This is a genomic window from Paraburkholderia aspalathi, assembly GCF_900116445.1.
GTDB lineage: Bacteria > Pseudomonadota > Gammaproteobacteria > Burkholderiales > Burkholderiaceae > Paraburkholderia > Paraburkholderia aspalathi.
Genome location: NZ_FPBH01000008.1, coordinates 64,954 through 84,625, shown reverse-complemented (window position 1 = coordinate 84,625; position 19,672 = coordinate 64,954). Strand labels below are relative to the sequence as shown.

Below are 19,672 nucleotides of genomic sequence, written 5' to 3'. Positions count from 1 at the left end.
TTGCTGATATTCAATGCGTCATTGAACAGAGCAACGCACGCGGGTTCTAGCGAGCGGCCTCCAGGTCGCTCGCTTCCACTACATCGGTCTGATCGCCCTGCGCTTGCAGCCATTCGCAGAACTGCGCCACTAGCGGCGCCTGCGCGACCTCCCGCCTCGCCACCCACCAATAGCCGCGTGCATCGATACGCGGACCGGCCAACGGCACGACGAGCCGTCCTGATGCCAGCTCATCCGCCAATAAAGGCAACGGGCCGAGCGCCACGCCGAGCCCATCCACCGCGGCCTGCAAGGCCAGATAGAAGTGATCGAACGACTGCTTCTTCCGGCATGTCGCCGTGGCCCCTGCCGCCGATAACCAGTTGCTCCACGCATCGGGCCGCGTGTCTGAATGCAACAGCACGTGCTTCGCGAGATCGTCAGCCACCTTGATCGGCGAGCGTTGCAGGAGCGCGGGACTGCAGACCGGAATCTCGCTCTCGCCAAGAAAATGGCCGCTCACGCAGTTCGGCCAATGTGCCGGCCCGCGCCGCACGGCGACGTCGAAGCCGTCCAATGTTTCGACCGGTGCGTTTGAAGTCGATAGGCGCAATTCCACATTCGGCACCTTGCGCTGGAATTGATGAAGCCGCGGCAGCAGCCACTTCATTGCGAAGGTCGGCAGCGCATTCACTCGTAAAACGTGAACGACGCCCGTATCGCGCAGTTGATCCGTAGCAAGCGCGATGCTGTCGAACGCGGCCTGGACGGTGCCCAGATAGCGACGCCCGTCGTCGGTCAGACGCACGCGCTTGCCCCGGCGATGAAACACCTGCACACCGAGCCATGTTTCGAAAGCCGCGACTTGCCGGCTAATTGCACCGTGCGTCACATGCAATTCGTTCGCAGCGGCAGTGAAACTTTCATGCCGTGCGGCCGCTTCGAAGGCACGCAGCGCCGGAAAGGGGGGAAGATTACGAGCCATGCTTGTGATTCTAGATCACAAAGGCGCGCTCAAAAATCGTTTTGCCCAGAGCCGGTTCGGCGCTAACCTCCAGAGCTTGAACTGGAAGCTTGTCGAAATGGATCACGATCTCACCTCAGCCACGGCCGACCGGGCGCCCACGCCCACATTGCGGGAAATTTTTGGCGGCTTTCTCGGCCTCGGGCTGATCTCATTCGGCGGCGCATTGCCGCTGGCGCGCCGCGCCGTGGTCGAGCAACGGCGCTGGCTGACCGGTGCGGAATTCACCGACTTGCTGGGCCTGTGCCAATTCCTGCCGGGCGGCAATGTGATCAATCTTTCGGTGGCGATCGGGATGCGCTTTCGCGGCGTGCCGGGTGCGCTGGCGGGGTTGCTCGGGCTGATCGCGGGGCCTTCGCTGGTGGTGATCGGCCTTGGCGTGCTGTACGAACACACGCAAAACGACCCGCACGTTCGCCATCTGTTTGCCGGCCTCGCCGCGGCGGCGTCCGGCCTGCTGATCTCGATGGCCGTGAAAATCCTTCTGCCATTGCGCGATAAACCGATGGCCGCGCTTATCGCGGCGCTCGGCTTCATCGCGATCGCCATCATGCGGCTGCCGCTTCTGCCCACGATGCTGGTGCTCACGCCGCTCAGCATCTACATCGCGTCGAGGGCCGCACGATGACCGACACGCTCATTTCTCTGGCCATCATTTTCAGTCAGCTTTCGTTGCTCGCGTTTGGTGGCGGCAACACGATCCTTCCGGAGATGCAGCGACAGGTGGTGGATGTGCATCACTGGATGCCGGCCAGCGAATTCAGCGCGCTGTTCGCGCTTGCGCAAGCGGCGCCGGGGCCCAATCTGATGATCGTGACGTTGGTCGGTTGGCACGTGGCGGGTTGGGCGGGGATGCTCGTGACTTCAGTGGCGAAGTTCGGACCTTCGTCGCTCGTGACAATTCTTGCGCTGCATGCGTGGGACCGGTTCAAGGACCGTCCGTGGCGGCGTTACGCGCAAATGGGACTGGTGCCGGTGACGGCCGGCATCGTCGCGGCGAGTGCGTCCCTGATCGCCGAAGCGTCGAACCCAACGGCGATCGCATGGGCAATCTGCGCATTTACCGCTGTGCTGGCGTTGAAAACGCGGATTCATCCGCTGTGGTTGCTAGCAGCGGGGAGTTTGATTGGGCTGACGGGGTTTGGGCAGTTTTGAAACGCGCGGGGGACCTGAGTAATGCAATGCATCGAGCACAGAACTGCCGCAAACATGGCGGCCCGAGAAACGCATTGACTAAGCGCAATGCGGCGTCAAAAACCCGTACGGTCAGTGTCTCGGGATTACGGAGCACAGCTATGCTTGCAGCTTATAGACTCAGCTCCTGTGCCATCCGCTTATGACCTACCATGCCATCACCGTCACGCTTGAAAACATCGATGGGATAGTCGCCGAGAAAGACAAATATGGTAGTAGAACAATCAGCACAGCCTTTAACGTAACGGTTGCAGGCAAACGCCAGTACGCTGTACAAATGCGCGGCGCGCCTCGACTTGAAAGCGGCATGGTCGTGACGGCGGTGCTGCGCGATACAGATAACTGGCAAACGCTCGTTGGATGGCTAAACCACTCCACCGGTGAGATTTGCGGCATCAATTCGCCCGAGATTTCCTTCTGGTGGTTTGTGGCTGGCATCCTAGTGTCAGCCCTGCTTTGCCTTAAATGGATACACGAGGCTCACAGCGGCAACGCCAGTGCGCGCGTCGTAGTATGGATTGTCGCGGTCGCAGCAATGAACGCTTGGACACTATTCTCCTGGCGGAGGTCGGCGAAGGTCTACAGGTTGCTGAAACCCTAAGCCTCGGTACTTACAAAGTCACGAAATCTTGAAGGAAGAATCGCTGCCATCGACTACCGCGCAATGCGGTAGTCGATGGCAGGAGAGAGAGGCCGCTTATTCGTCATTCATCTACGCCACTGCAGACCGTCGCCGGTAGTAGTCGCTTCGATCCAATCTTTCACCGCCTTGCGCCGCAATATGAGAAGCGCGCCGAGTCGGAGCCACACACAAAGGGTAATTAGTGCGATAGCCCACAATCCCAATTCTTGCAAATATGGGTGCCCGAATATAGTCCATAGAAGAAGAAAGGCCGCGATCCACTTAAGCAGGTCGTAAGCCCATCTCTTTCTCTTTATCCCATACACAAGCGCCAGCAGATTCGCCACAAGACTTACGAACACGGCCAGACAGCCTTCCCACGGCAGAGAGCCGGATTGAAGTAAGGCGATTTCTACCCAAGCCTCGCACAGGAAGGCGAGAAAGAATCCGATAAGTGAAACCCGAATGCAACGCGGCATTGCTGTCATAGCTATCTGAATTTTACGTTCTTGCAATAATCCATTCCACTAACGATATCGCTCCAACCCTGTTCAACACTCAGATATCGGCAATAGTTTTCCTTGTATTGATCTTCGTTGACTGGCGTGAAGCTACCTGGAACGGGGGTCCCCATAGGTATCAAACCGCTACCTGAAACACCCTTGTCGCTCAAACAGACGAACATCCCCTTTTGCGTCAATATTTCGTTGTAGGAGGAAAGCACGTACCCACTTCCAGTTCCGAGACTTGACCAATAAAGCGATGCACTAGCAACCGACGGAGGATTCGAGACTTGCAGCAGAGTTGTCATATAATTACCCAACCATATTTTTGTAGAGTTTATATATGGCTGAAAGGAAGATTGCAGGTCGGCAGCCAAGATGAGTCCACCAACTACTGCAGCGGCACCCGGGCCAATTTCTGCCCAAACAAGCAGCGTAACAGCGATCGTTCCAACCGCACTTATGACGGTCAGCACGTCTCCCGCCTGGACTTTTTTGTTCGGGTCTTTCCAATCTGTCGCAATTCGTATTAATGCAGACGTCGCGGCCAATCCGTTTGTCATGATACGTACTGGCTGCATCATCGGTGCCACATTTGATATTGTTGCCACGAGGTTTGTGCCATTTTGAATAACTGACAGCGAGTCATTTTGGCTATTTGCTGCGGCCATAAGCGCCTGATAAGTAGTCATCGAATTCGAACCGTTTTCGATGAATTGCAACACCATTTCCACTTTTGCCATTTTATTCAGCCTTTGACTCTGTATTCCACGGGGCAATTGAATTCACTGAGGAACTGACGGACGGTGCGATAGAAGGGCTCGACCCGACAACATAGCGATAATAGAGCTGCGTATTGCCTGTTTTTGGCCTGTACACCGTCTGAGCAATAAATGATTTTGTTTTTGTGAGCGTGACAGGCAGGACATCAATAATTTGCGAGAACCCCTTATCCGTCGCCACCTGAAGATTTGCCGCAATATCGCTATTTGGGTCCTGAAAATTTATGATACGCACCCAAAATATCCATGTCCCGTCGTCGCGCCTCAATGCAGTCGCGCCGTTTGTTAAAGCATATCCGCGGAGCGGAGTGGCTGTAGTTTGGGGAGATGTGGGAGTCGCCTTTGCAATTTGAGACGTGATGCCGACAAGAGACAATGCACTTGTTCGCAAAAATAATCGTCTGGTAGTCATCGTGTTTTTATTTAGTTTGGTGGATACCGCCATTTATGAATGTAGCTTTCACTACATTGAAAATGTATCGTCATCGACGATGCGATTGACATCAGACAATTCCGAAAAAACGGTTACTTCGGAGGGAGAAGCCAGGCAGATTGCGTGAAGTGCTACAGATGGTGAAGAGCACCTGGTAAGCTTTGTTGAAGGCGCGTGTACCGTGGCTTGTATGGCCGAGAAAAAGCGATGCAAGAAGGTGTGTTCAATATCGAAGACGCGTTTGGCGATTTGCGTGATCCACGTAGCCGCGCGCCGGCGTCAGGTGGTAACCCTCGATGGCAAGACGGCGCGCGACGCCCATCGCAGTGATTAGCGTGCGCTCCGTGATGCCGGCCTACGGCAATGACGTGAGCGCGGTACTGGGACAGGTGTGCATGGCAAACAAAAGCAACAGGACCACAACGATTCCGGAGTTGCTCGAACCTCCAACGGGATTTCCTTCTGGGCGCCGAAAGCAGCATGGACTGGGTACTCAACATGATCTTTGGCGAAAACCACTGCCATGTGAGAGCCGCGTCTACAGCGCAGAACTTCACAATGTTGTGCCGTAACCTCATTGAAGCTGCTTAAGCGCGATACAAACACGAGCGCAGAACTGAAACTACGCCGCCCAAGGTCCGTGCCAACGGATCAGTGCGCGCCACAGCCTGATCGGCTTGTGAAGTTCATGGAATTGCCCAGACGCACTCCTCCATACGGCCGATCTGTTCGCGGTCGTATTCCGCGAAGCCGACGCATACCCCTTACTGAAACGCCACTTCCGCGAAGCTGCGCAACTTACGGCTATGCAAACGATGCAGGCCATTCATCCGCAATAACTCCATCGCCTTCACACCGATCTGCAGATGCTGATCGACCTGCGCGCGATAGAACTGATCCGCCATGCCGGGCAGTTTCAATTCGCCATGCAATGGCTTGTCCGACACACATAGCAAGGTGCCGTAAGGCACGCGGAAACGGAACCCGTTGGCGGCGATCGTCGCGCTCTCCATATCGAGCGCGACCGCGCGGCTTTGCGACAGCCGCTGCACCGGCTCACGGTGATCGCGCAACTCCCAGTTGCGGTTATCCACACTCGCCACGGTGCCCGTGCGCATCACGCGCTTTAACTCGACGCCGTCCAGTTGCGTAACTTGCGCGACCGCGCGTTCCAACGCCACCTGCACTTCGGCGAGCGCTGGAATCGGCACCCACAGCGGCAAATCGTCGTCGAGCACGTGATCTTCGCGCACATAGCCGTGCGCCAGCACGTAGTCGCCCAAACGCTGCGTATTGCGCAGACCCGCGCAGTGGCCGAGCATGATCCACGCATGCGGCCGCAGCACGGCGATATGATCCGTGATCGTCTTCGCGTTCGACGGCCCGACACCGATGTTGACCATCGTGATGCCACTGCCGTCGGCACGCTTCAAGTGATACGCGGGCATCTGCGGCAAACGCGGCGGCGCCGTGCCTTCCTGCGCCTGCTCGCCGAGATTCTCGTTGTACGTGATCACGTCGCCCGGTTCGACGAACGACGTGTATTCGCTGCGATAGGCGCGCAGTTCTTCGTCGTCGGTATGGGCCATCATCGTGCGGCCGAGTTTGACGAACTCGTCGATATAGAACTGGTAGTTCGTGTACAGCACGTAGTTCTGGCAATGCGTAGGCGAGGTCGCCGTGTAGTGCTTCAGCCGATGCAGCGAGAAATCCACCCGCGCCGCCGTGAACAGCGCGAGCGGATGCGGCTCGCCCGGCAGCGGCTCATACGTGCCGTTGACGATCCGGTCGTCGAGCAGCGCGAGGTCAGGTGTATCGAACACGTCGCGCATCAGGAACAGGCGCTCGCGATCCAGATCGCCCTCGAGATGGATGCCTTCGGCGAAAGCAAAGTGAATCGGAATCGGCTGATCGGACACACCGACTTCGATCTTCACGTGATGGTTCTTCGCCAGCAGGCGCAATTGCTCGCGATAGTAGTTGCCGAACAGATCTGGCCGCGTGACCGTGGTCTCGAACACACCGGGGCCCGCGACGAAACCGTATGAGCGGCGTGAGTCGATATGCGTGTTGACTTCGGTGCGCACTCGGACGAACGGGTAGCAGGCGCGCACCCGGCGCTCGAACAGTTCGTTGCGGCGATAGCGCGCGAAGGCGTCGCGCAGGAACGAGGTGTTCGCTTCATAGATCGCCGACAGACGCGTGACAGCCTCGGCTGCGTCGTCAAAGGATTCGGTTGGGAAGCTGTTGGCGGGAGTCTGCACCGCGCGTTGATTGGTATCGTTGTTCATCTTCATTCGCCCCTATTGATGAGATGACATTACCACGGAACCCGCGATCGCCAAATGACCTCGCCGCGCCTACCACAACTGCCGCAACAGCGGTCGCAAGATTGCGCGCACGTCGCACGAAAGCGGCGCAAAATAAGGCGATCGCGCCCGTAGGCAAGGCTGGATTTGCTAGAATCGGGGCACCATATTGGAGAATCACCATGAAGCCGTTCCTTCCCGTCGCCGTTGCACTGGCCCTCGCCTTTAGCAACGCGGCGATGGCTGCCCAGCCTGTCGACGACACTCCGGCCCCCGGCGCGCCCCAGTCCGCCAATGAACGGGCTGGTCTGCCTGATCTGGAGAAGATCAATCGTCCGGCCGCCGAGGTCAGCTCGAAGGTCGAAATCAACGTCCCGCGCACGCCGAGCTTCTACGAACGCAGCGCTAACGGCACCGAAATCACCGAATACCGCGACAAAGGCAAGCCCGTTGAAATCAACGTGCATTCGAATCTCGGCACGCGCTATCAGATGAGCGCGCCGCTCGACACGTCGCCCACCGTGCGCGACAACGGCCGCCCGAACGCGCGTTTGCCCTCGGTGAATCTGACTTATTGATGCATGCCGGGGCGGCGGCGTGACGTCAGCCGCTCCCGGATCTGCGTGGTCCGCGGGCGTCGCCCCGGGCTTTTAGCCTGCTTGCCGATTTTCAGCACCGCCTGCAGCATGGCGATACCGCGTTGAATTGTCACAGCGCTTAGCGACCCTGACGGGTGGCCAGGATTGGCAGGCAAGGTTCGCTGCCTGATTGAACTTGACCGCGTGACCCTGACCGTGCTTTCTGCAACGCATTTGCCACACCTCGCACTGGTCGCCTCGCGCCAGCCCGACTAACCTGATCCGACGTTTCCCGCATGGCTGTCTTCACCGCTGTCACCGAACCCCAACTAGCAGAATGGATGCGTCATTACGATCTCGGCGAAGTCGTCGAGTTTCGCGGCATTCCGTCCGGTATTGAGAACAGCAACTTCTTTCTGACGACGACGCGCGGTGAATACGTCCTCACGATTTTCGAAAAGCTGACGGCCGAGCAACTGCCGTTCTATCTCGATCTGATGCAGCATCTGGCCGCGCACCGTGTGCCGGTGCCGGATCCCATGCCGCGCGAAGACGGCGCGCTGTTCGGCACACTGCACGGCAAGCCCGCCGCCATTGTGACCAAACTCGAAGGCGCGCCGGAGTTGGCGCCGCAAATCGAGCACTGCGTCGAGGTCGGGCAAATGCTCGCGCGCATGCATCTGGCGGGGCGCGACTACGCGCGCTATCAGCCGAATCTGCGCAGCCTGCCGTGGTGGCAGGAAACGGTGCCGACCATCCTGCCGTTTCTCGAGGGGACGCAACGCGACCTGCTGTCGTCTGAATTGGCGCATCAAGAGGCGTTCTTCGCGTCGGCGGATTACGCCAGGCTGCCCGAAGGTCCGTGCCACGCCGACCTGTTCCGCGATAACGCGCTGTTCGCGCATGCAGCGCCGGAATCCGGCCACGGGGTGCGCCTGGGCGGCTTCTTCGACTTCTATTTCGCCGGCTGCGACAAGTGGCTGTTCGACGTCGCGGTAACGGTCAACGACTGGTGCGTCGACCTCGCCACCGGCAAGCTCGACGAGGCACGCACCGAAGCCATGCTGCGCGCCTACCAGACCGTGCGTCCGTTCACTGTCGAAGAAAACCGCCATTGGGGCGATATGCTGCGTGCCGGCGCTTACCGCTTCTGGGTCTCGCGCCTGTATGATTTTCATTTGCCACGCGCGGCCGAGCTACTCAAACCGCACGACCCCGGTCATTTCGAGCGCATTCTGCGCGAACGCCTGTCCGGCGTTGCTCTTCCAGGCATTCATACCTCATGCAACTGATCGAAGTCCCCGCGAAAACCGGCTATGTCTGGTTCCGGCAGGGTATCTGGCTGTTCCGCAAGAACCCGCTCGCGTTTCTGACGCTGTTCTTCACCTATCTACTGGTCATGACGCTGGCGGCGCAGATTCCGGTTGTCGGCGGCGTGCTGCCGCTGGTGTTCATTCCGGGTGTCGCCGTCGGCTTCATGGCGGCGTGCCGCAACACCATCGCGGGCAAACCGGTGTTCCCGACCATTCTGGTGGACGGCTTTCACTCCTACGGCCCCGCGGTCGCCAAACGTCTGCTGGCGCTGGGCGTTCTGTACGTCGTCGCGATGGCGCTGGTGCTGGCCGGCTCGGCACTCGCCGACGGCGGCATGCTGCTCAAGGTCATGCTCGGCATGGCTACGATGGATCAGGACGCGATCGCCAACAGCAATATCCCGCTGGCGGTGATCGCCGCGTTTGCGTTCTACATTCCCGTCGCGATGATTTTCTGGTTCTCGCCGGTTCTTATCGCGTGGCACGACGTGCCGCCCGTCAAGGCGATGTTCTTCAGTATCGTGAGTTGCTGGCGCAATCGCGGCGCGTTCATCGTGTTCGGCGCACTGTGGTTCGCGGTGGCGACCACGGTCTCGTTCGGCTTGTCCGCGCTGATGCAGGCGCTGGGCGCGGGTGACTTCGCATTCGCGATCCTGATGCCCGCCACGATGATCGTCACGACCATGCTGTATTGCTCGTTCTACGCGACCTATCGCGGCTGCTTCGGCGTGCAAACGCCGGAAGCACCGGACCTGCCGACCACGCCGGCGGCTTGAGCGCCGGCTAGACCGTTGCTCACGCGCGGGCGCTTTTTCGGCGCCCGTGGGGTTTCAATCCGGCGCACTGCGCGCTTTCGCGCTGGCGCCGTCCGCCCCCATCGCCTCGCCAAATTACCATCCGCGCTCGGCATCTCGCCTCGACTTACGGCACAATGGTTTGCGCGCAATCGATTTGCACGCTCTTTTTTACGCGAGATGCAACATGACCCAGCGCCCCGCTTTGCCCTTCACGCTCGACGAGCAACTCTGCTTCGCCCTCTATTCGACCTCGCTTGCGATGACGAAGGCGTACAAACCGCTGCTCGACAAGCTCGGCCTGACGTACCCGCAATACCTGACGATGCTCGTGCTATGGGAGGCCGACGACGTCACGGTGAAAGACATGGCCGCACGCCTGAATCTCGACTCGGCGACGGTCACGCCCCTGCTCAAGCGCCTCGAAGCGCAGGGCTACCTGGAACGGGTACGCGGCGTCGAAGATGAGCGACTCGTCTATATCCGGCTCACCAAAGCGGGCACCGCGCTGAAGCGCCAGGCACGCGAAGTGCCGGCGGAAATCTTCTGCGCGACCCAGCAGACGCCGGAATTCCTGCTCCGTCTGCGTGACGATCTGACGCGCCTGCGCTCCACGCTCAACGATTACATGGACCACTAGTCGGCCTGTTTCAAAAGGCACGCTATCGGAGCGATACAAAAATTAGTTTGCACACAAATGATTTGTGTACTATCTTTATCACATGCCGCTTCGATAGCACTCCGCCAGAAAGGCGGCCAGACAGCGGCAAGCATGCAAACCACCCTGACAACCCGGATTTAGGAGCAGCACAATGAACATCCTCTACAAAGCAAGCGCAACCAGCACCGGTGGCCGTGACGGCCGTGCAGTATCGTCGGACAATGCATTGGACGTGAAGCTGGCAGCACCGCGCGAACTGGGCGGCACGGGCGCAGCGGGCACCAACCCTGAACAACTCTTTGCAGCGGGCTACTCGGCGTGTTTCCTGAGCGCGATGAAGTTCATCGCCGGCCAGCGCAAGCAGGCTTTGCCGGCTGACACGCAAGTCACGGCAGAAGTGGGGATCGGCCCGAACGACAATGGCGGCTTCGCGCTCGACATCGATCTGCGCGTCTCGCTGCCGGGCCTCCCTGCAGATGCAGCCAAGGAACTGGTCGACGCAGCGCATCAGGTCTGCCCGTACTCGAACGCCACGCGCAACAACGTCGCGGTGCGCCTGCAAGTCGCGTAAGCTCCGGCGGCTTGAACGAATTGCCAATGAATCGAATCTTGACGCGCGCGGCACAACCGGGCCGTCATGAACAACGCTCGTACCCTGCAAATCAGGTACGGGCGTTGTGCCGTTTGGCGGTGCAATAGGCATTCGCGGACGCGGCACGCAATGTGCGGCATCGATCCGACCGATCATCTGCCATCGCGCGATTTCGCCGATAGCTCTGTTAGTCAACGCGCAGTTCAGTAATATCGTCGCCTGGCAGTCGATCATTGCGCCGGTCGATGCCAGACTGCGCAGCCCCTTACCCGACCCAAGTTACCAATGACACGCCTGCGGCGCCTGAACGACACCTTCGATACCGGTCTGGTCTGGTTTCGCCGCGACCTGCGCAGCACGGACAACGCCGCGCTCTACTACGCGCTCAAGCATTGCGTGCGCGTCTGGTGCGCGTTCGTATTCGACACGACGATCCTGCAACCGCTGAGCGACGCCTGGCAAACTCGCCATCCCGATACGCAGCCACAGGACCGCCGCGTCGAGTTCATTCTTGCTGCGTTGGGCGAATTGGACGAGGCGTTGCGTGCCAAAGGTGGCGGGCTCATCGTGCTGTACGGTGATCCGGTCGATCTCGTGCCCAGGCTCGCCGACGAACTCAGCGTGGATGCAGTATTCACCAATCACGATTACGAGCCGGTCGCGATCGGGCGTGACGAGACGGTGCACGAGCGGCTTGCCGAAGCCGGACGCCAATGGCTGACGTTTAAAGACCAGGTGATTTTCGAGCGCGATGAGGTGCTGACAGGCCAGAACAAACCGTTCACGGTGTTCACGCCCTATAAGAATGCATGGCTCAAGCAGCTGACGGCCTTCGATCTGAAACCGTATCCGGTTGAGGCCTACGCGAAGCATCTGGCAGCACTACCGCCGAGGCTGGACCGCCAACTTCCGACGCTCGATCAACTCGGCTTCGCACCGAGCAATCTTGCGGAGCTCAACTTGCCCACCGGCATGAGCGGCGCGCAACGCCTGCTCGACGACTTCATGACCCGCATCGACAGCTATCAGGACCGGCGCGACTTTCCCGCCGTCAAAGGCCCGAGCTACCTGTCGATGCATCTGCGCTTCGGCACTGTCTCGATCCGGACGCTCGCGCGACTCGCGCACGAGATGTCACTGCAACCGGACGGGCAAGGCTCGGCCACGTGGTTGTCTGAGCTGATCTGGCGGGATTTTTACTTCATGATCCTCTCGCATCATCCAAAGCTGGCGGACGGCGCGTCGTTCAAGGAAGAGTACGACCAACTGCGCTGGGAGCAAGGCCCGGAAGCGGACGAGGCCTTCGCCGCATGGTGCGACGGCCGCACGGGCTATCCGCTGGTGGATGCGGCGATGCTGCAACTGAACCGCACGGGCTACATGCACAACCGCCTGCGGATGGTGACAGCGAGTTTTCTGGTGAAGGATCTGGGCGTCGACTGGCGACGCGGCGAGCGCTACTTTGCCGAGCAACTGAACGATTTCGATTTCTCGGCGAATAACGGCGGCTGGCAATGGGCGGCATCGACGGGATGCGACGCGCAGCCGTATTTCCGGATTTTCAATCCGATCACGCAATCAGAAAAGTTCGACGCCGAAGGGCGCTTTATCAAACGCTACCTGCCGCAGCTCGCAAAACTGCCGGCCAAATGGATTCACGCGCCATGGTTGGCAGGTGCGGATCGGCTCTCGGAATTTGGTGTGGTGTTGGGCAAGGATTATCCCGCCCCGATCGTCGACCATGCCGACGCGCGGCAGCGTACGCTTGCCCGTTTCGGCAAGTAAGCGCCCGCTCACATTGATTTGATCAGGAACGTCCGGCGAAGACTTAGAGACGCGCCGTTTGCGGTCGCTGCTGGTGTTCTGGTGTCGCTCGTCGCACTGACGCTTGCATACAGGCAACGGGACCGCTGGGCTGGCCGAACTGCTCGAGCCCCAGGTAGCCTACGTGGCATTTACCGCGGTGTTGAATCAAACGCGCTGTGGCAATTGAATCCGGCTGTTTAAGCGTGCTGAGCCCTTCCAATAGCTCATAACAGCTTGGGCGCCTCACCCCAAACATCGGCGTTCTTCAATACGCGCCGATGCTTCAAACTCGCGCAGCTTAGTGCTGGGCCATCCACGCCGGATGACGGGTAGCCGCCTCACGGTCCAGCTTGCGCATACGGAATTCCAGATCGTAAAGATCGGTTGCCTCTGCGAGGAAGGCGTCAGCGCGTTCTTTCGCGAGTTGATCGGGCGATTTGGTCAGGAACAGAAACAGGCGGCTAAGCAAGTACATGGTCAACCTCGACAATGAGTTTAGGCGTTAACGCCTAAGGGATAACCCGTATTATAGGGAAAACCCTAGGAACACGCCAATACTCATTTCGAAGTGTTGCTCCAATGTCACCGCGCGCCCGCCGAAGCTTCTGTGGCGGTGCTTTCAGCGATGCGGCCAGTGCCCGTACGACGTTGGTGCCTGAAAAAATCCCACACCATGGCGCTTGCGTCCGGACCTTTGGCGGAATGGAAAGGTACGGCGTCATCGCCACCACTCCAGGCGTGCGCGAGCCCCTGGACACGGCACAACCGCACCACGCGCCGGCCGCCGCGCAGGTAGTCGCGCATCACGACGCCACCTTTGCGCTCTTCCTTCACTTCGCCGGATTTGCGCGCGCCTTTCTCGTCGACGATCCGGTTCAGACGAAGAAACTGCAACGCCAACTGGTCCGCGTTGACGGGCGCGACCACATGGTCGGTGTCGCCGTGGAGGATGATGGCCGGCATCCCGGGGTATTCAGCCACGTTAACGAGTTCGTCAACCAACTCGGCAGGCTCGCGACGCGCGCCGCGCCGCATCACGTCCATCGCCGTAATGCCGGAGCGGGCCTCGCCGAAAGCAGGGCCCGAATGCAGCGCGACAGCCGCAAAATGGTCTGGGTAGTTAGCGGCCAGAAGCGCCGTCAGGCCGGCCCCGGCAGAGATTCCGGCGACATAGACGCGCTCGCTGTCGAAGCCGTGCTGGGCAACCAGTGAATCGACCAGCGAGACAACCGCACGCGCCTCGGCACCGCCGGCGCTGTCGCTGGCGTCATACCAATGCCAGCAGCGATGCGAATGCACATGCTTCGACTGTTCCGGATAAACCACGGCAAAGCCGAACCGGTCGGCGAGCACGTTCATCCGCGTGCCTTCGGCGAATTCGTCAATTGACTGGGTACAGCCGTGCAGCATCACGACCAGCGGCATCGCCTCGTGCGCATGGCCGGTCGGGATGTACAGCCCATACTGAAGGTGGTTGACGAGCCGCCCAGGCGCGGTAGGCGCCGAATGGAACGAGCGCGTCCATGAACCGCTCGCCCATGCCGAGGCGCGCGGACGAACCCGTGATTCACGCGGAGCGGCGCGCGGCGCCTCGCGTTTCGCGGATGCGCGCAACGCGGCCGCTGGCTTGACCGGACGGGCCTTAGCCGAAGGTTTGGGAGTGGCGGCGCGTGCCGGCCGTGTGGGGGCGCGCTTGGTCGTTGCGTGAGTGTGCTCGGTTTGAATCGCGAGCAGCCGCTTAAGACCGCGCAGCCAGATTTTCGACAGACTTTTTGCCATCGGCGGGTAACCTCGCAAAAAGGGACAGGTGCCGTTCGATCGAACGACGCTTTGTTGTGCAATGCACAATAACACCAATCCTCATGCGATGCTGACGGCCTTGGCCTCTGCCGGATACCGAATTTTCCGCCCGGCGAACCTTGCAGCAGCACCAACGTCAAACCGTGGCAAAGCTTGTTCGCTAGCCAACACCCGCCACAAAAAGCCTGATGCGTGGCGAATCCCGCCCGCAGCACCCGTCTATACTGGCGGGTAAATAATGTCTGCCGACGCCTTTACCGCGTCGGCGATTCGCGCCGTTCGCGCGTTAAACCATTACCAACCCGATTCTACGCGGCCTTGGTCGCGCTTTTGCCATGCCCGATTTACCAGCCCATCTGTGGTATTCGATCACCAGCCTCGGCGGCGCCGGCATGACGCTGCCGCTCGCGTTCGCCATCGCGCTGTGGCTGGCGGTCGGCTACACGTGGCGCATGGCGGCTGGCTGGTTGCTGCTGCTTGGCGCGGCCATCGGCGTTGTGACCTTGACTAAGCTGGCCTTCCTCGGTTGGGGCGTCGGCGTGCGCGAACTGGATTTCACTGGCGTCAGCGGTCACGCCATGCTCTCTACCGCCGTCTATCCGGTCGCATTGTTCCTGATGTTGCTGCCGGCGCGTCCGGCGATTCGCCTGCTTGGCGTCTTATTGGGCTTAGCCGCGGGCATGGCGGTCGGCTTGTCGCGCGTCGTGCTGAGCGCTCACTCACCATCTGAAGCCGTGACCGGCTGCCTGGTCGGTGCGCTGGCGGCGCTGTTCTTTGTGCGCATGGCGTGGCATGCCGAGCCGGGCCGGCTGTCGGCGGCGCCCGTCGCCGCGAGTCTCATGATCCTCGCGCTGCTGATGCACGGTGTGCACGTGCCGACACAACGCTGGGTCACGCATATCGCGCTGAAGGTGTCCGGCCACGACCGGCCGTTCATCCGCGCCAAGTGGAGGGCCGTGCGCGACGTGCGTCCCGCCACAGCGCCGCTGTCGCAGACGCTCAACACGCTGACGCCGCCGGACTCGCCAGACGTCTGAAGCACGTTCAATCGATTTTCTGTTCAGCAACTGAAGCTAACGCCTGCCGATCCGCGGGCCGCGTTATGTGCGCGACTGAATAATCGTCATGGGTACCGCTATAACCTTTCATATATTACGATAGCGTTTTAACCCGCCGCTCCGGCCCACGCCGGACATCCAGCCTTCATGACACTGTCCCGCCGCCTTGTGAAACACGCGCTGTTCATCGCCAGCGCCATCGCCGTTGCCGTCAGCGCCAACGCACGTGCCGACGAACTGGTGGTTTCGGCCGCCGCCAGCCTGACCAACGCGTTCAAAGCAGTGAGCGAGGTCTTCGAACAGCAACATCCGGGCACCAAGGTGCTGTTGAACTTCGGCGCGTCCGACGTGCTGATGCAGCAGATCGTCAAGGGTGCGCCCGCCGACGTGTTCGCCTCGGCGGACCAGAAAGCGATGGACAAGGCCGCGGCGGAAAAAGTGATCGTTCCGGCTACGCGCAAGGACTTTGCCGCCAATTCGCTGGTGCTGATCGTGCCGACCGACAGCCATTTCGCGCCGGCCTCGCTGAACGATCTGACGTCGGCGAATGTGAAGCGTGTGGCCTATGGCGATCCGGCTTCGGTGCCGGTTGGCCGCTATACGCAAGGCGCGCTGCAAGCCGCCGGCGTGTGGGACGCGGTCAGCGCGAAGGCGGTGCTGGCATCGAACGTACGCCAGAGCCTGGACTACGTGTCGCGCGGTGAAGTCGACGCCGGCTTCGTGTTCAGCACCGATGCCGCAGTCATGCCGGATAAGGTCAAGGTCGCGATGAACGTGCCGACGCAAACGCCGATCACCTATCCCATCGCGCAAGTCGAAGGCAGCCGTCACGCAGCCGACGCACAAGCCTTCATGAACTTTGTGCTCTCGCCGGCCGGCCAGGCCGTGCTCGCGAAGTACGGCTTCAAGCCCGCGCATTAACCTCGGTACCGGACGCACATGCAACAGGCCTGGATTCCGCTCCTGCTGTCACTGAAAGTGGCGGGCTGGGCCACCGCGCTCAATCTGGTGTTTGGCGTCGCCGCGGGTTTCGGTTTGTCGCGCTGGCGGTCCGGCGCGCGCGATGTGATCGATTCGCTGCTCATGCTGCCGCTCGTTTTGCCGCCCACCGTGCTCGGCTACTACCTGCTGGTCCTGCTCGGACGGCGCGGCGTAATCGGCGGATGGCTCGACAAGCTCGATATCCAGTTGGTGTTCACCTGGCAGGGCGCGGTGATCGCGTCGACGGTGGTGGCGTTTCCGCTCGTGCTGAAGTCGGCGCGCGCCGCCTTCGAATCCGTCGATCCGCAACTCGAGCGGGCCGCGCGCACGCTCGGCGTGAGCGAAACGGCGGTCTTCTTTCGCGTGACACTGCCGCTCGCCGCCCGCGGCATTCTCGCAGGCGGTCTGCTGGCGTTTGCGCGGGCGCTCGGCGAATTCGGCGCGACGCTGATGATCGCGGGCAACTTGCCGGGACGCACGCAGACGCTTTCGGTTGCGGTCTATTCAGCCGTGCAGGCCGGCGACGACAGCACCGCCAATTTTCTCGTGCTCGTGACTTCCGTGACGTGCGTCGTGATCCTGTTGCTCGCGGGCCGTCTGGTGCCGCAGCACACGCTTCTGTCGTCCCGCTGATATGTTGCTCGCCGTCGACATCCGCAAGACCTTCCAGAGCGCCGAGCGCCATTTCACGCTCGACGTCTCGTTCAAGGCGACCACGCAGCGCGTCGTGCTGTTCGGGCCGTCCGGCGCGGGGAAGAGTTTGACGCTGCAGGCGATCGCCGGCTTGCTGCGCCCCGACGAAGGGGCGATCGCGCTGCACGGCAACGCGTTGTTCGACAGCGCGCGCGGCATCGATCAGAAACCGCAGGCACGCAAGATTGCGTATCTGTTCCAGGACTACGCGCTGTTTCCGCATCTGAACGTGCGGCAGAACATCGGCTTTGGGTTGCAGAAGGGTTGGCTCAATCCGCGCGCGCGAATCTCGCACCCGCAAGTCGATTACTGGCTCGACGCGCTCGAGTTGAAGAGCGTGGCGGGTAATCATCCGGCGCAGCTTTCGGGTGGACAGAAGCAGCGCGTGGCACTGGCGCGGGCGCTTGTCGCCGAACCTCGCTTGTTGCTGTTGGACGAACCGTTTTCCGCACTCGATAGCGCGCTGCGTCAGCGTATGCGGAGCGAGCTGTCGGACCTGCAAACGCGGCTCGATATTCCGATGGTGTTGATCACGCACGATCCCGACGATGTCGCCGCGTTCGGCGATCAGGTCGTGCAGGTCAGCGATGGTTGCGTACGTGAGAACCATCCGTTTGCTGGGTACGAGCGTAGCGTGCCGTAACCGCAGCACGCCTGCTCACTCAATCCTTCACACCAAGAATCACGCTCGATGCCTTGAATACCGCGACCGCGGTCCCGCCTTCCACAAGCCCAAGCGTATCGACGCTTTGATTCGTGACGACCGCGGTAATCACCGCGCCGCCGTCCAATAGCAGCGACACCTCCGCATTGACCGCCCCGCGCTTCACACTCTGCACCGTGCCGCGCAACTGATTACGCGCGGACAACTTCAGCGGCGCGCCACTTTCATCCTCCACGAGCAGCACCACCCACGACGCCTTGATCAACGCAAACGCCGCCACCCCCGCCGCGAGGCCCAACGTCTCGGTACTTTCATGCGTGACTACGGCGACGATCGTATGGCCGCCTGGCAGCGCCAGCGACACTTCATCGTTGACCGTGCCGCGCGTGATGGCCGACACGGTGCCATAAAGCTGATTGCGTGCGCTCGTTTTCACGCCGATGCGGCCGATCAGATCCCAATCCGTGGCAAAGCCTTCGATCGCCGCGCCCGCGCGTTCGAGAAAACGCCGATGCTCGCGTTCGACGGCCCGAAACGTATCGATCAGCTTCACGGCGCGCGGCGTGAGTATCGTGCCGCCACCGCCTTTGCCACCGGTCGAGCGCACGACGAGCGGCTCGCCAGCAAGATTGTTCATCGTGTCGACAGCGTCCCACGCGCCTTTGTAGCTCATGCCGATGGCTTTCGCCGCGCTCGTGATCGAACCGGTCTCGCCGATCGCCGCGAGCAGCGCAATCCGCGACGCGCCGCCGAGCGTTTGCGCGCCGGCCTGAAACCAGACGGAGCCGCCAAGTTCGAGGGCTTCGTGGGATGGATCGATGCGGTCGGATGTCATGGCGGCAGGGGAACGGTGGGCTATAAAAGGACAGCGAATCATTATAGCGACGCAGGTGCCCGTCGGCGGATGGGCACGCTTTCGACCCCGAAGGCGGATAGGTGGGATACTCACCTCGAAGGTTTGAGCACTCCGTCGCTTACATTTTTCGGCAGGGCCAGCCGCACGCCTGGGCAGTCCGCCGCAACGTCAACAAGGAGCAAGCCAGTGAACATCGATCTATCCGGCAAGACCGCCATCGTCAGCGCGTCCACGGCGGGCATCGGCCTCGCCATTGCGACCGGCATCGCCGCAGCAGGTGCGGAAACCATCGTCAACGGACGCAAACAGGAAGCGGTAGACCGCGCCATCGAAACGATTCTCAAGACTGCGCCGAAAGCAAAGCTGCGCGGCTTCGCCAGCGACCTCGGCGCGCCCGAAGGTTGCGCGGCGCTCTCGAAAGCCGTGCTGCACGCGGACATTCTGGTGAACAACCTCGGCGTGTTCGGCCCTGGCGATCTCTTCACCACCGCAGACGACGACTGGGAGCGCTACTTCCAGGTCAACGTGATGTCAGGCGTGCGGCTCACGCGCAGTTATCTGAAAGGGATGATCGAGCGCAAATGGGGCCGCGTGGTGTTCATTTCATCGGAATCGGGGTTGAACATTCCGCCGGACATGCTCGCCTACGGCTTCTCGAAGACCGCGCAGTTGAGCATCGCGCGCGGGATTGCCAAGCAGGTGGCAGGCAGCGGCGTGACGGTGAATGCCGTGCTGCCTGGACCGACCTTGTCGGACGGCTTCCGCGCGATGGTGGAAGACACCGCCAGGCAGCAAGGCAAGACCGTCGAGCAGGTTGCCACCGAATTCGTGCGCGAGCATCGCAGTAGTTCGATCATCCAGCGCGCGGCCTCCACTGAAGAAATCGCGAATATGGTCGTCTACGTCTGCTCCCCGCAGGCTTCGGCGACCACCGGCGCGGCGCTGCGCGTGGACGGCGGGGTGATCGATACGATTGCCTGACGAGCGCCGCGCTTTCCGGCGACGTGCGGCAAGGTCAGTCGACCTTGCC

22 protein-coding genes are annotated in these 19,672 nt (G+C 60.9%); 14 read left to right on the top strand and 8 right to left on the bottom strand.

Going from position 1 to position 19,672, the window contains the following annotated elements:
- Positions 1 to 46: 46 nt before the first annotated feature.
- On the bottom strand, positions 47 to 964 hold the full coding sequence (locus BM438_RS14840) for a transcriptional regulator GcvA (protein ID WP_093634991.1): 918 nt from the start codon (positions 962 to 964) through the stop codon (positions 47 to 49).
- A 97-nt stretch (positions 965 to 1,061) separates the two neighbouring features.
- Between BM438_RS14840 and BM438_RS14835 the strand changes: the two genes are divergently transcribed.
- The 3 genes from BM438_RS14835 (at position 1,062) to BM438_RS14825 (ending at position 2,798) form a co-directional block, all read left to right on the top strand.
- On the top strand, positions 1,062 to 1,631 hold the full coding sequence (locus BM438_RS14835; RefSeq protein WP_054034929.1) for a chromate transporter: 570 nt from the start codon (positions 1,062 to 1,064) through the stop codon (positions 1,629 to 1,631).
- Positions 1,628 to 2,158, top strand: a complete 531-nt coding sequence (locus BM438_RS14830; RefSeq protein ID WP_093634990.1) for a chromate transporter — start codon at positions 1,628 to 1,630, stop codon at positions 2,156 to 2,158. Before BM438_RS14835 ends, BM438_RS14830 begins: the two co-directional genes overlap by 4 nt.
- Before the next feature lie 181 nt (positions 2,159 to 2,339).
- A complete protein-coding gene (locus BM438_RS14825) occupies positions 2,340 to 2,798 on the top strand; it encodes a hypothetical protein (protein WP_093634989.1) in 459 nt (152 codons plus the stop codon).
- A 107-nt stretch (positions 2,799 to 2,905) separates the two neighbouring features.
- On the opposite strand, the gene BM438_RS14820 is transcribed toward BM438_RS14825, so the two are convergent.
- The 4 genes from BM438_RS14820 to BM438_RS14810 all read right to left on the bottom strand — a co-directional run bounded on the left by BM438_RS14820 (position 2,906) and on the right by BM438_RS14810 (position 6,828).
- Positions 2,906 to 3,307 carry a hypothetical protein gene (locus BM438_RS14820; RefSeq protein ID WP_093634988.1) on the bottom strand — a complete coding sequence of 134 codons (402 nt, stop codon included), beginning with the start codon at positions 3,305 to 3,307 and terminating at the stop codon, positions 2,906 to 2,908.
- A gap of 2 nt (positions 3,308 to 3,309) precedes the next feature.
- Positions 3,310 to 4,065 carry a hypothetical protein gene (locus tag BM438_RS14815; protein WP_093634987.1) on the bottom strand — a complete coding sequence of 252 codons (756 nt, stop codon included), beginning with the start codon at positions 4,063 to 4,065 and terminating at the stop codon, positions 3,310 to 3,312.
- A 1-nt stretch (position 4,066) separates the two neighbouring features.
- The gene (locus tag BM438_RS44845) at positions 4,067 to 4,549 is read right to left on the bottom strand and encodes a hypothetical protein (RefSeq protein WP_143131705.1); all 483 of its coding nucleotides are present in this window, start codon (positions 4,547 to 4,549) and stop codon (positions 4,067 to 4,069) included.
- 752 nt (positions 4,550 to 5,301) lie between these two features.
- Positions 5,302 to 6,828 (bottom strand): AMP nucleosidase, encoded by a 1,527-nt coding sequence (locus BM438_RS14810; protein ID WP_054034928.1) that lies wholly within the window; start codon positions 6,826 to 6,828, stop codon positions 5,302 to 5,304.
- Positions 6,829 to 7,028: 200 nt separating this feature from the next.
- On the opposite strand from BM438_RS14810, the gene BM438_RS14805 reads away from it, so the two are divergent.
- The 6 genes from BM438_RS14805 (at position 7,029) to BM438_RS14780 (ending at position 12,569) form a co-directional block, all read left to right on the top strand.
- The gene (locus BM438_RS14805; protein ID WP_093634986.1) at positions 7,029 to 7,424 is read left to right on the top strand and encodes a hypothetical protein; all 396 of its coding nucleotides are present in this window, start codon (positions 7,029 to 7,031) and stop codon (positions 7,422 to 7,424) included.
- A 296-nt stretch (positions 7,425 to 7,720) separates the two neighbouring features.
- Entirely contained in the window at positions 7,721 to 8,716 is a 996-nt protein-coding gene (locus BM438_RS14800) for a homoserine kinase (protein WP_093634985.1), read from the top strand.
- Positions 8,707 to 9,513 carry a BPSS1780 family membrane protein gene (locus tag BM438_RS14795; protein ID WP_093634984.1) on the top strand — a complete coding sequence of 269 codons (807 nt, stop codon included), beginning with the start codon at positions 8,707 to 8,709 and terminating at the stop codon, positions 9,511 to 9,513. The genes BM438_RS14800 and BM438_RS14795 overlap by 10 nt, the downstream gene beginning before the upstream one ends.
- A 205-nt stretch (positions 9,514 to 9,718) precedes the next feature.
- Complete coding sequence (locus BM438_RS14790; protein ID WP_093634983.1) at positions 9,719 to 10,171, top strand: MarR family winged helix-turn-helix transcriptional regulator; 453 nt, start codon at positions 9,719 to 9,721, stop codon at positions 10,169 to 10,171.
- Positions 10,172 to 10,343: 172 nt separating this feature from the next.
- Positions 10,344 to 10,763, top strand: a complete 420-nt coding sequence (locus tag BM438_RS14785; protein ID WP_093634982.1) for an organic hydroperoxide resistance protein — start codon at positions 10,344 to 10,346, stop codon at positions 10,761 to 10,763.
- 306 nt (positions 10,764 to 11,069) lie between these two features.
- On the top strand, positions 11,070 to 12,569 hold the full coding sequence (locus BM438_RS14780; RefSeq protein ID WP_093634981.1) for a cryptochrome/photolyase family protein: 1,500 nt from the start codon (positions 11,070 to 11,072) through the stop codon (positions 12,567 to 12,569).
- A 319-nt stretch (positions 12,570 to 12,888) separates the two neighbouring features.
- Here BM438_RS14780 and BM438_RS14775 read toward each other — a convergent pair whose 3' ends face one another.
- Both BM438_RS14775 and BM438_RS14770 read right to left on the bottom strand, forming a co-directional pair.
- On the bottom strand, positions 12,889 to 13,065 hold the full coding sequence (locus BM438_RS14775; RefSeq protein WP_093634980.1) for a DUF3563 family protein: 177 nt from the start codon (positions 13,063 to 13,065) through the stop codon (positions 12,889 to 12,891).
- Between the two features lie 107 nt (positions 13,066 to 13,172).
- A complete protein-coding gene (locus tag BM438_RS14770) occupies positions 13,173 to 14,369 on the bottom strand; it encodes an extracellular catalytic domain type 1 short-chain-length polyhydroxyalkanoate depolymerase (protein ID WP_093634979.1) in 1,197 nt (398 codons plus the stop codon).
- A 356-nt stretch (positions 14,370 to 14,725) separates the two neighbouring features.
- On the opposite strand from BM438_RS14770, the gene BM438_RS14765 reads away from it, so the two are divergent.
- From BM438_RS14765 to BM438_RS14750, 4 genes are all read left to right on the top strand, one after another.
- Positions 14,726 to 15,427, top strand: a complete 702-nt coding sequence (locus BM438_RS14765) for a phosphatase PAP2 family protein (protein ID WP_093634978.1) — start codon at positions 14,726 to 14,728, stop codon at positions 15,425 to 15,427.
- 168 nt (positions 15,428 to 15,595) lie between these two features.
- Positions 15,596 to 16,369 carry a molybdate ABC transporter substrate-binding protein gene (modA, locus tag BM438_RS14760; protein ID WP_093634977.1) on the top strand — a complete coding sequence of 258 codons (774 nt, stop codon included), beginning with the start codon at positions 15,596 to 15,598 and terminating at the stop codon, positions 16,367 to 16,369.
- 18 nt (positions 16,370 to 16,387) lie between these two features.
- Positions 16,388 to 17,062 (top strand): molybdate ABC transporter permease subunit, encoded by a 675-nt coding sequence (gene modB / locus BM438_RS14755; RefSeq protein ID WP_093634976.1) that lies wholly within the window; start codon positions 16,388 to 16,390, stop codon positions 17,060 to 17,062.
- Between the two features lies 1 nt (position 17,063).
- Positions 17,064 to 17,765, top strand: coding sequence for a sulfate/molybdate ABC transporter ATP-binding protein (locus BM438_RS14750; RefSeq protein ID WP_093634975.1), 702 nt, complete (start codon positions 17,064 to 17,066; stop codon positions 17,763 to 17,765).
- 19 nt (positions 17,766 to 17,784) lie between these two features.
- Here the strand turns inward: BM438_RS14750 and BM438_RS14745 are convergent, their stop codons facing one another.
- A complete protein-coding gene (locus BM438_RS14745; RefSeq protein WP_093634974.1) occupies positions 17,785 to 18,621 on the bottom strand; it encodes a TOBE domain-containing protein in 837 nt (278 codons plus the stop codon).
- A gap of 207 nt (positions 18,622 to 18,828) precedes the next feature.
- Here BM438_RS14745 and BM438_RS14740 point away from each other — a divergent pair, with 207 nt between their 5' ends.
- Complete coding sequence (locus BM438_RS14740; protein WP_093634973.1) at positions 18,829 to 19,623, top strand: SDR family NAD(P)-dependent oxidoreductase; 795 nt, start codon at positions 18,829 to 18,831, stop codon at positions 19,621 to 19,623.
- The last annotated feature ends 49 nt before the right edge of the window (positions 19,624 to 19,672 follow it).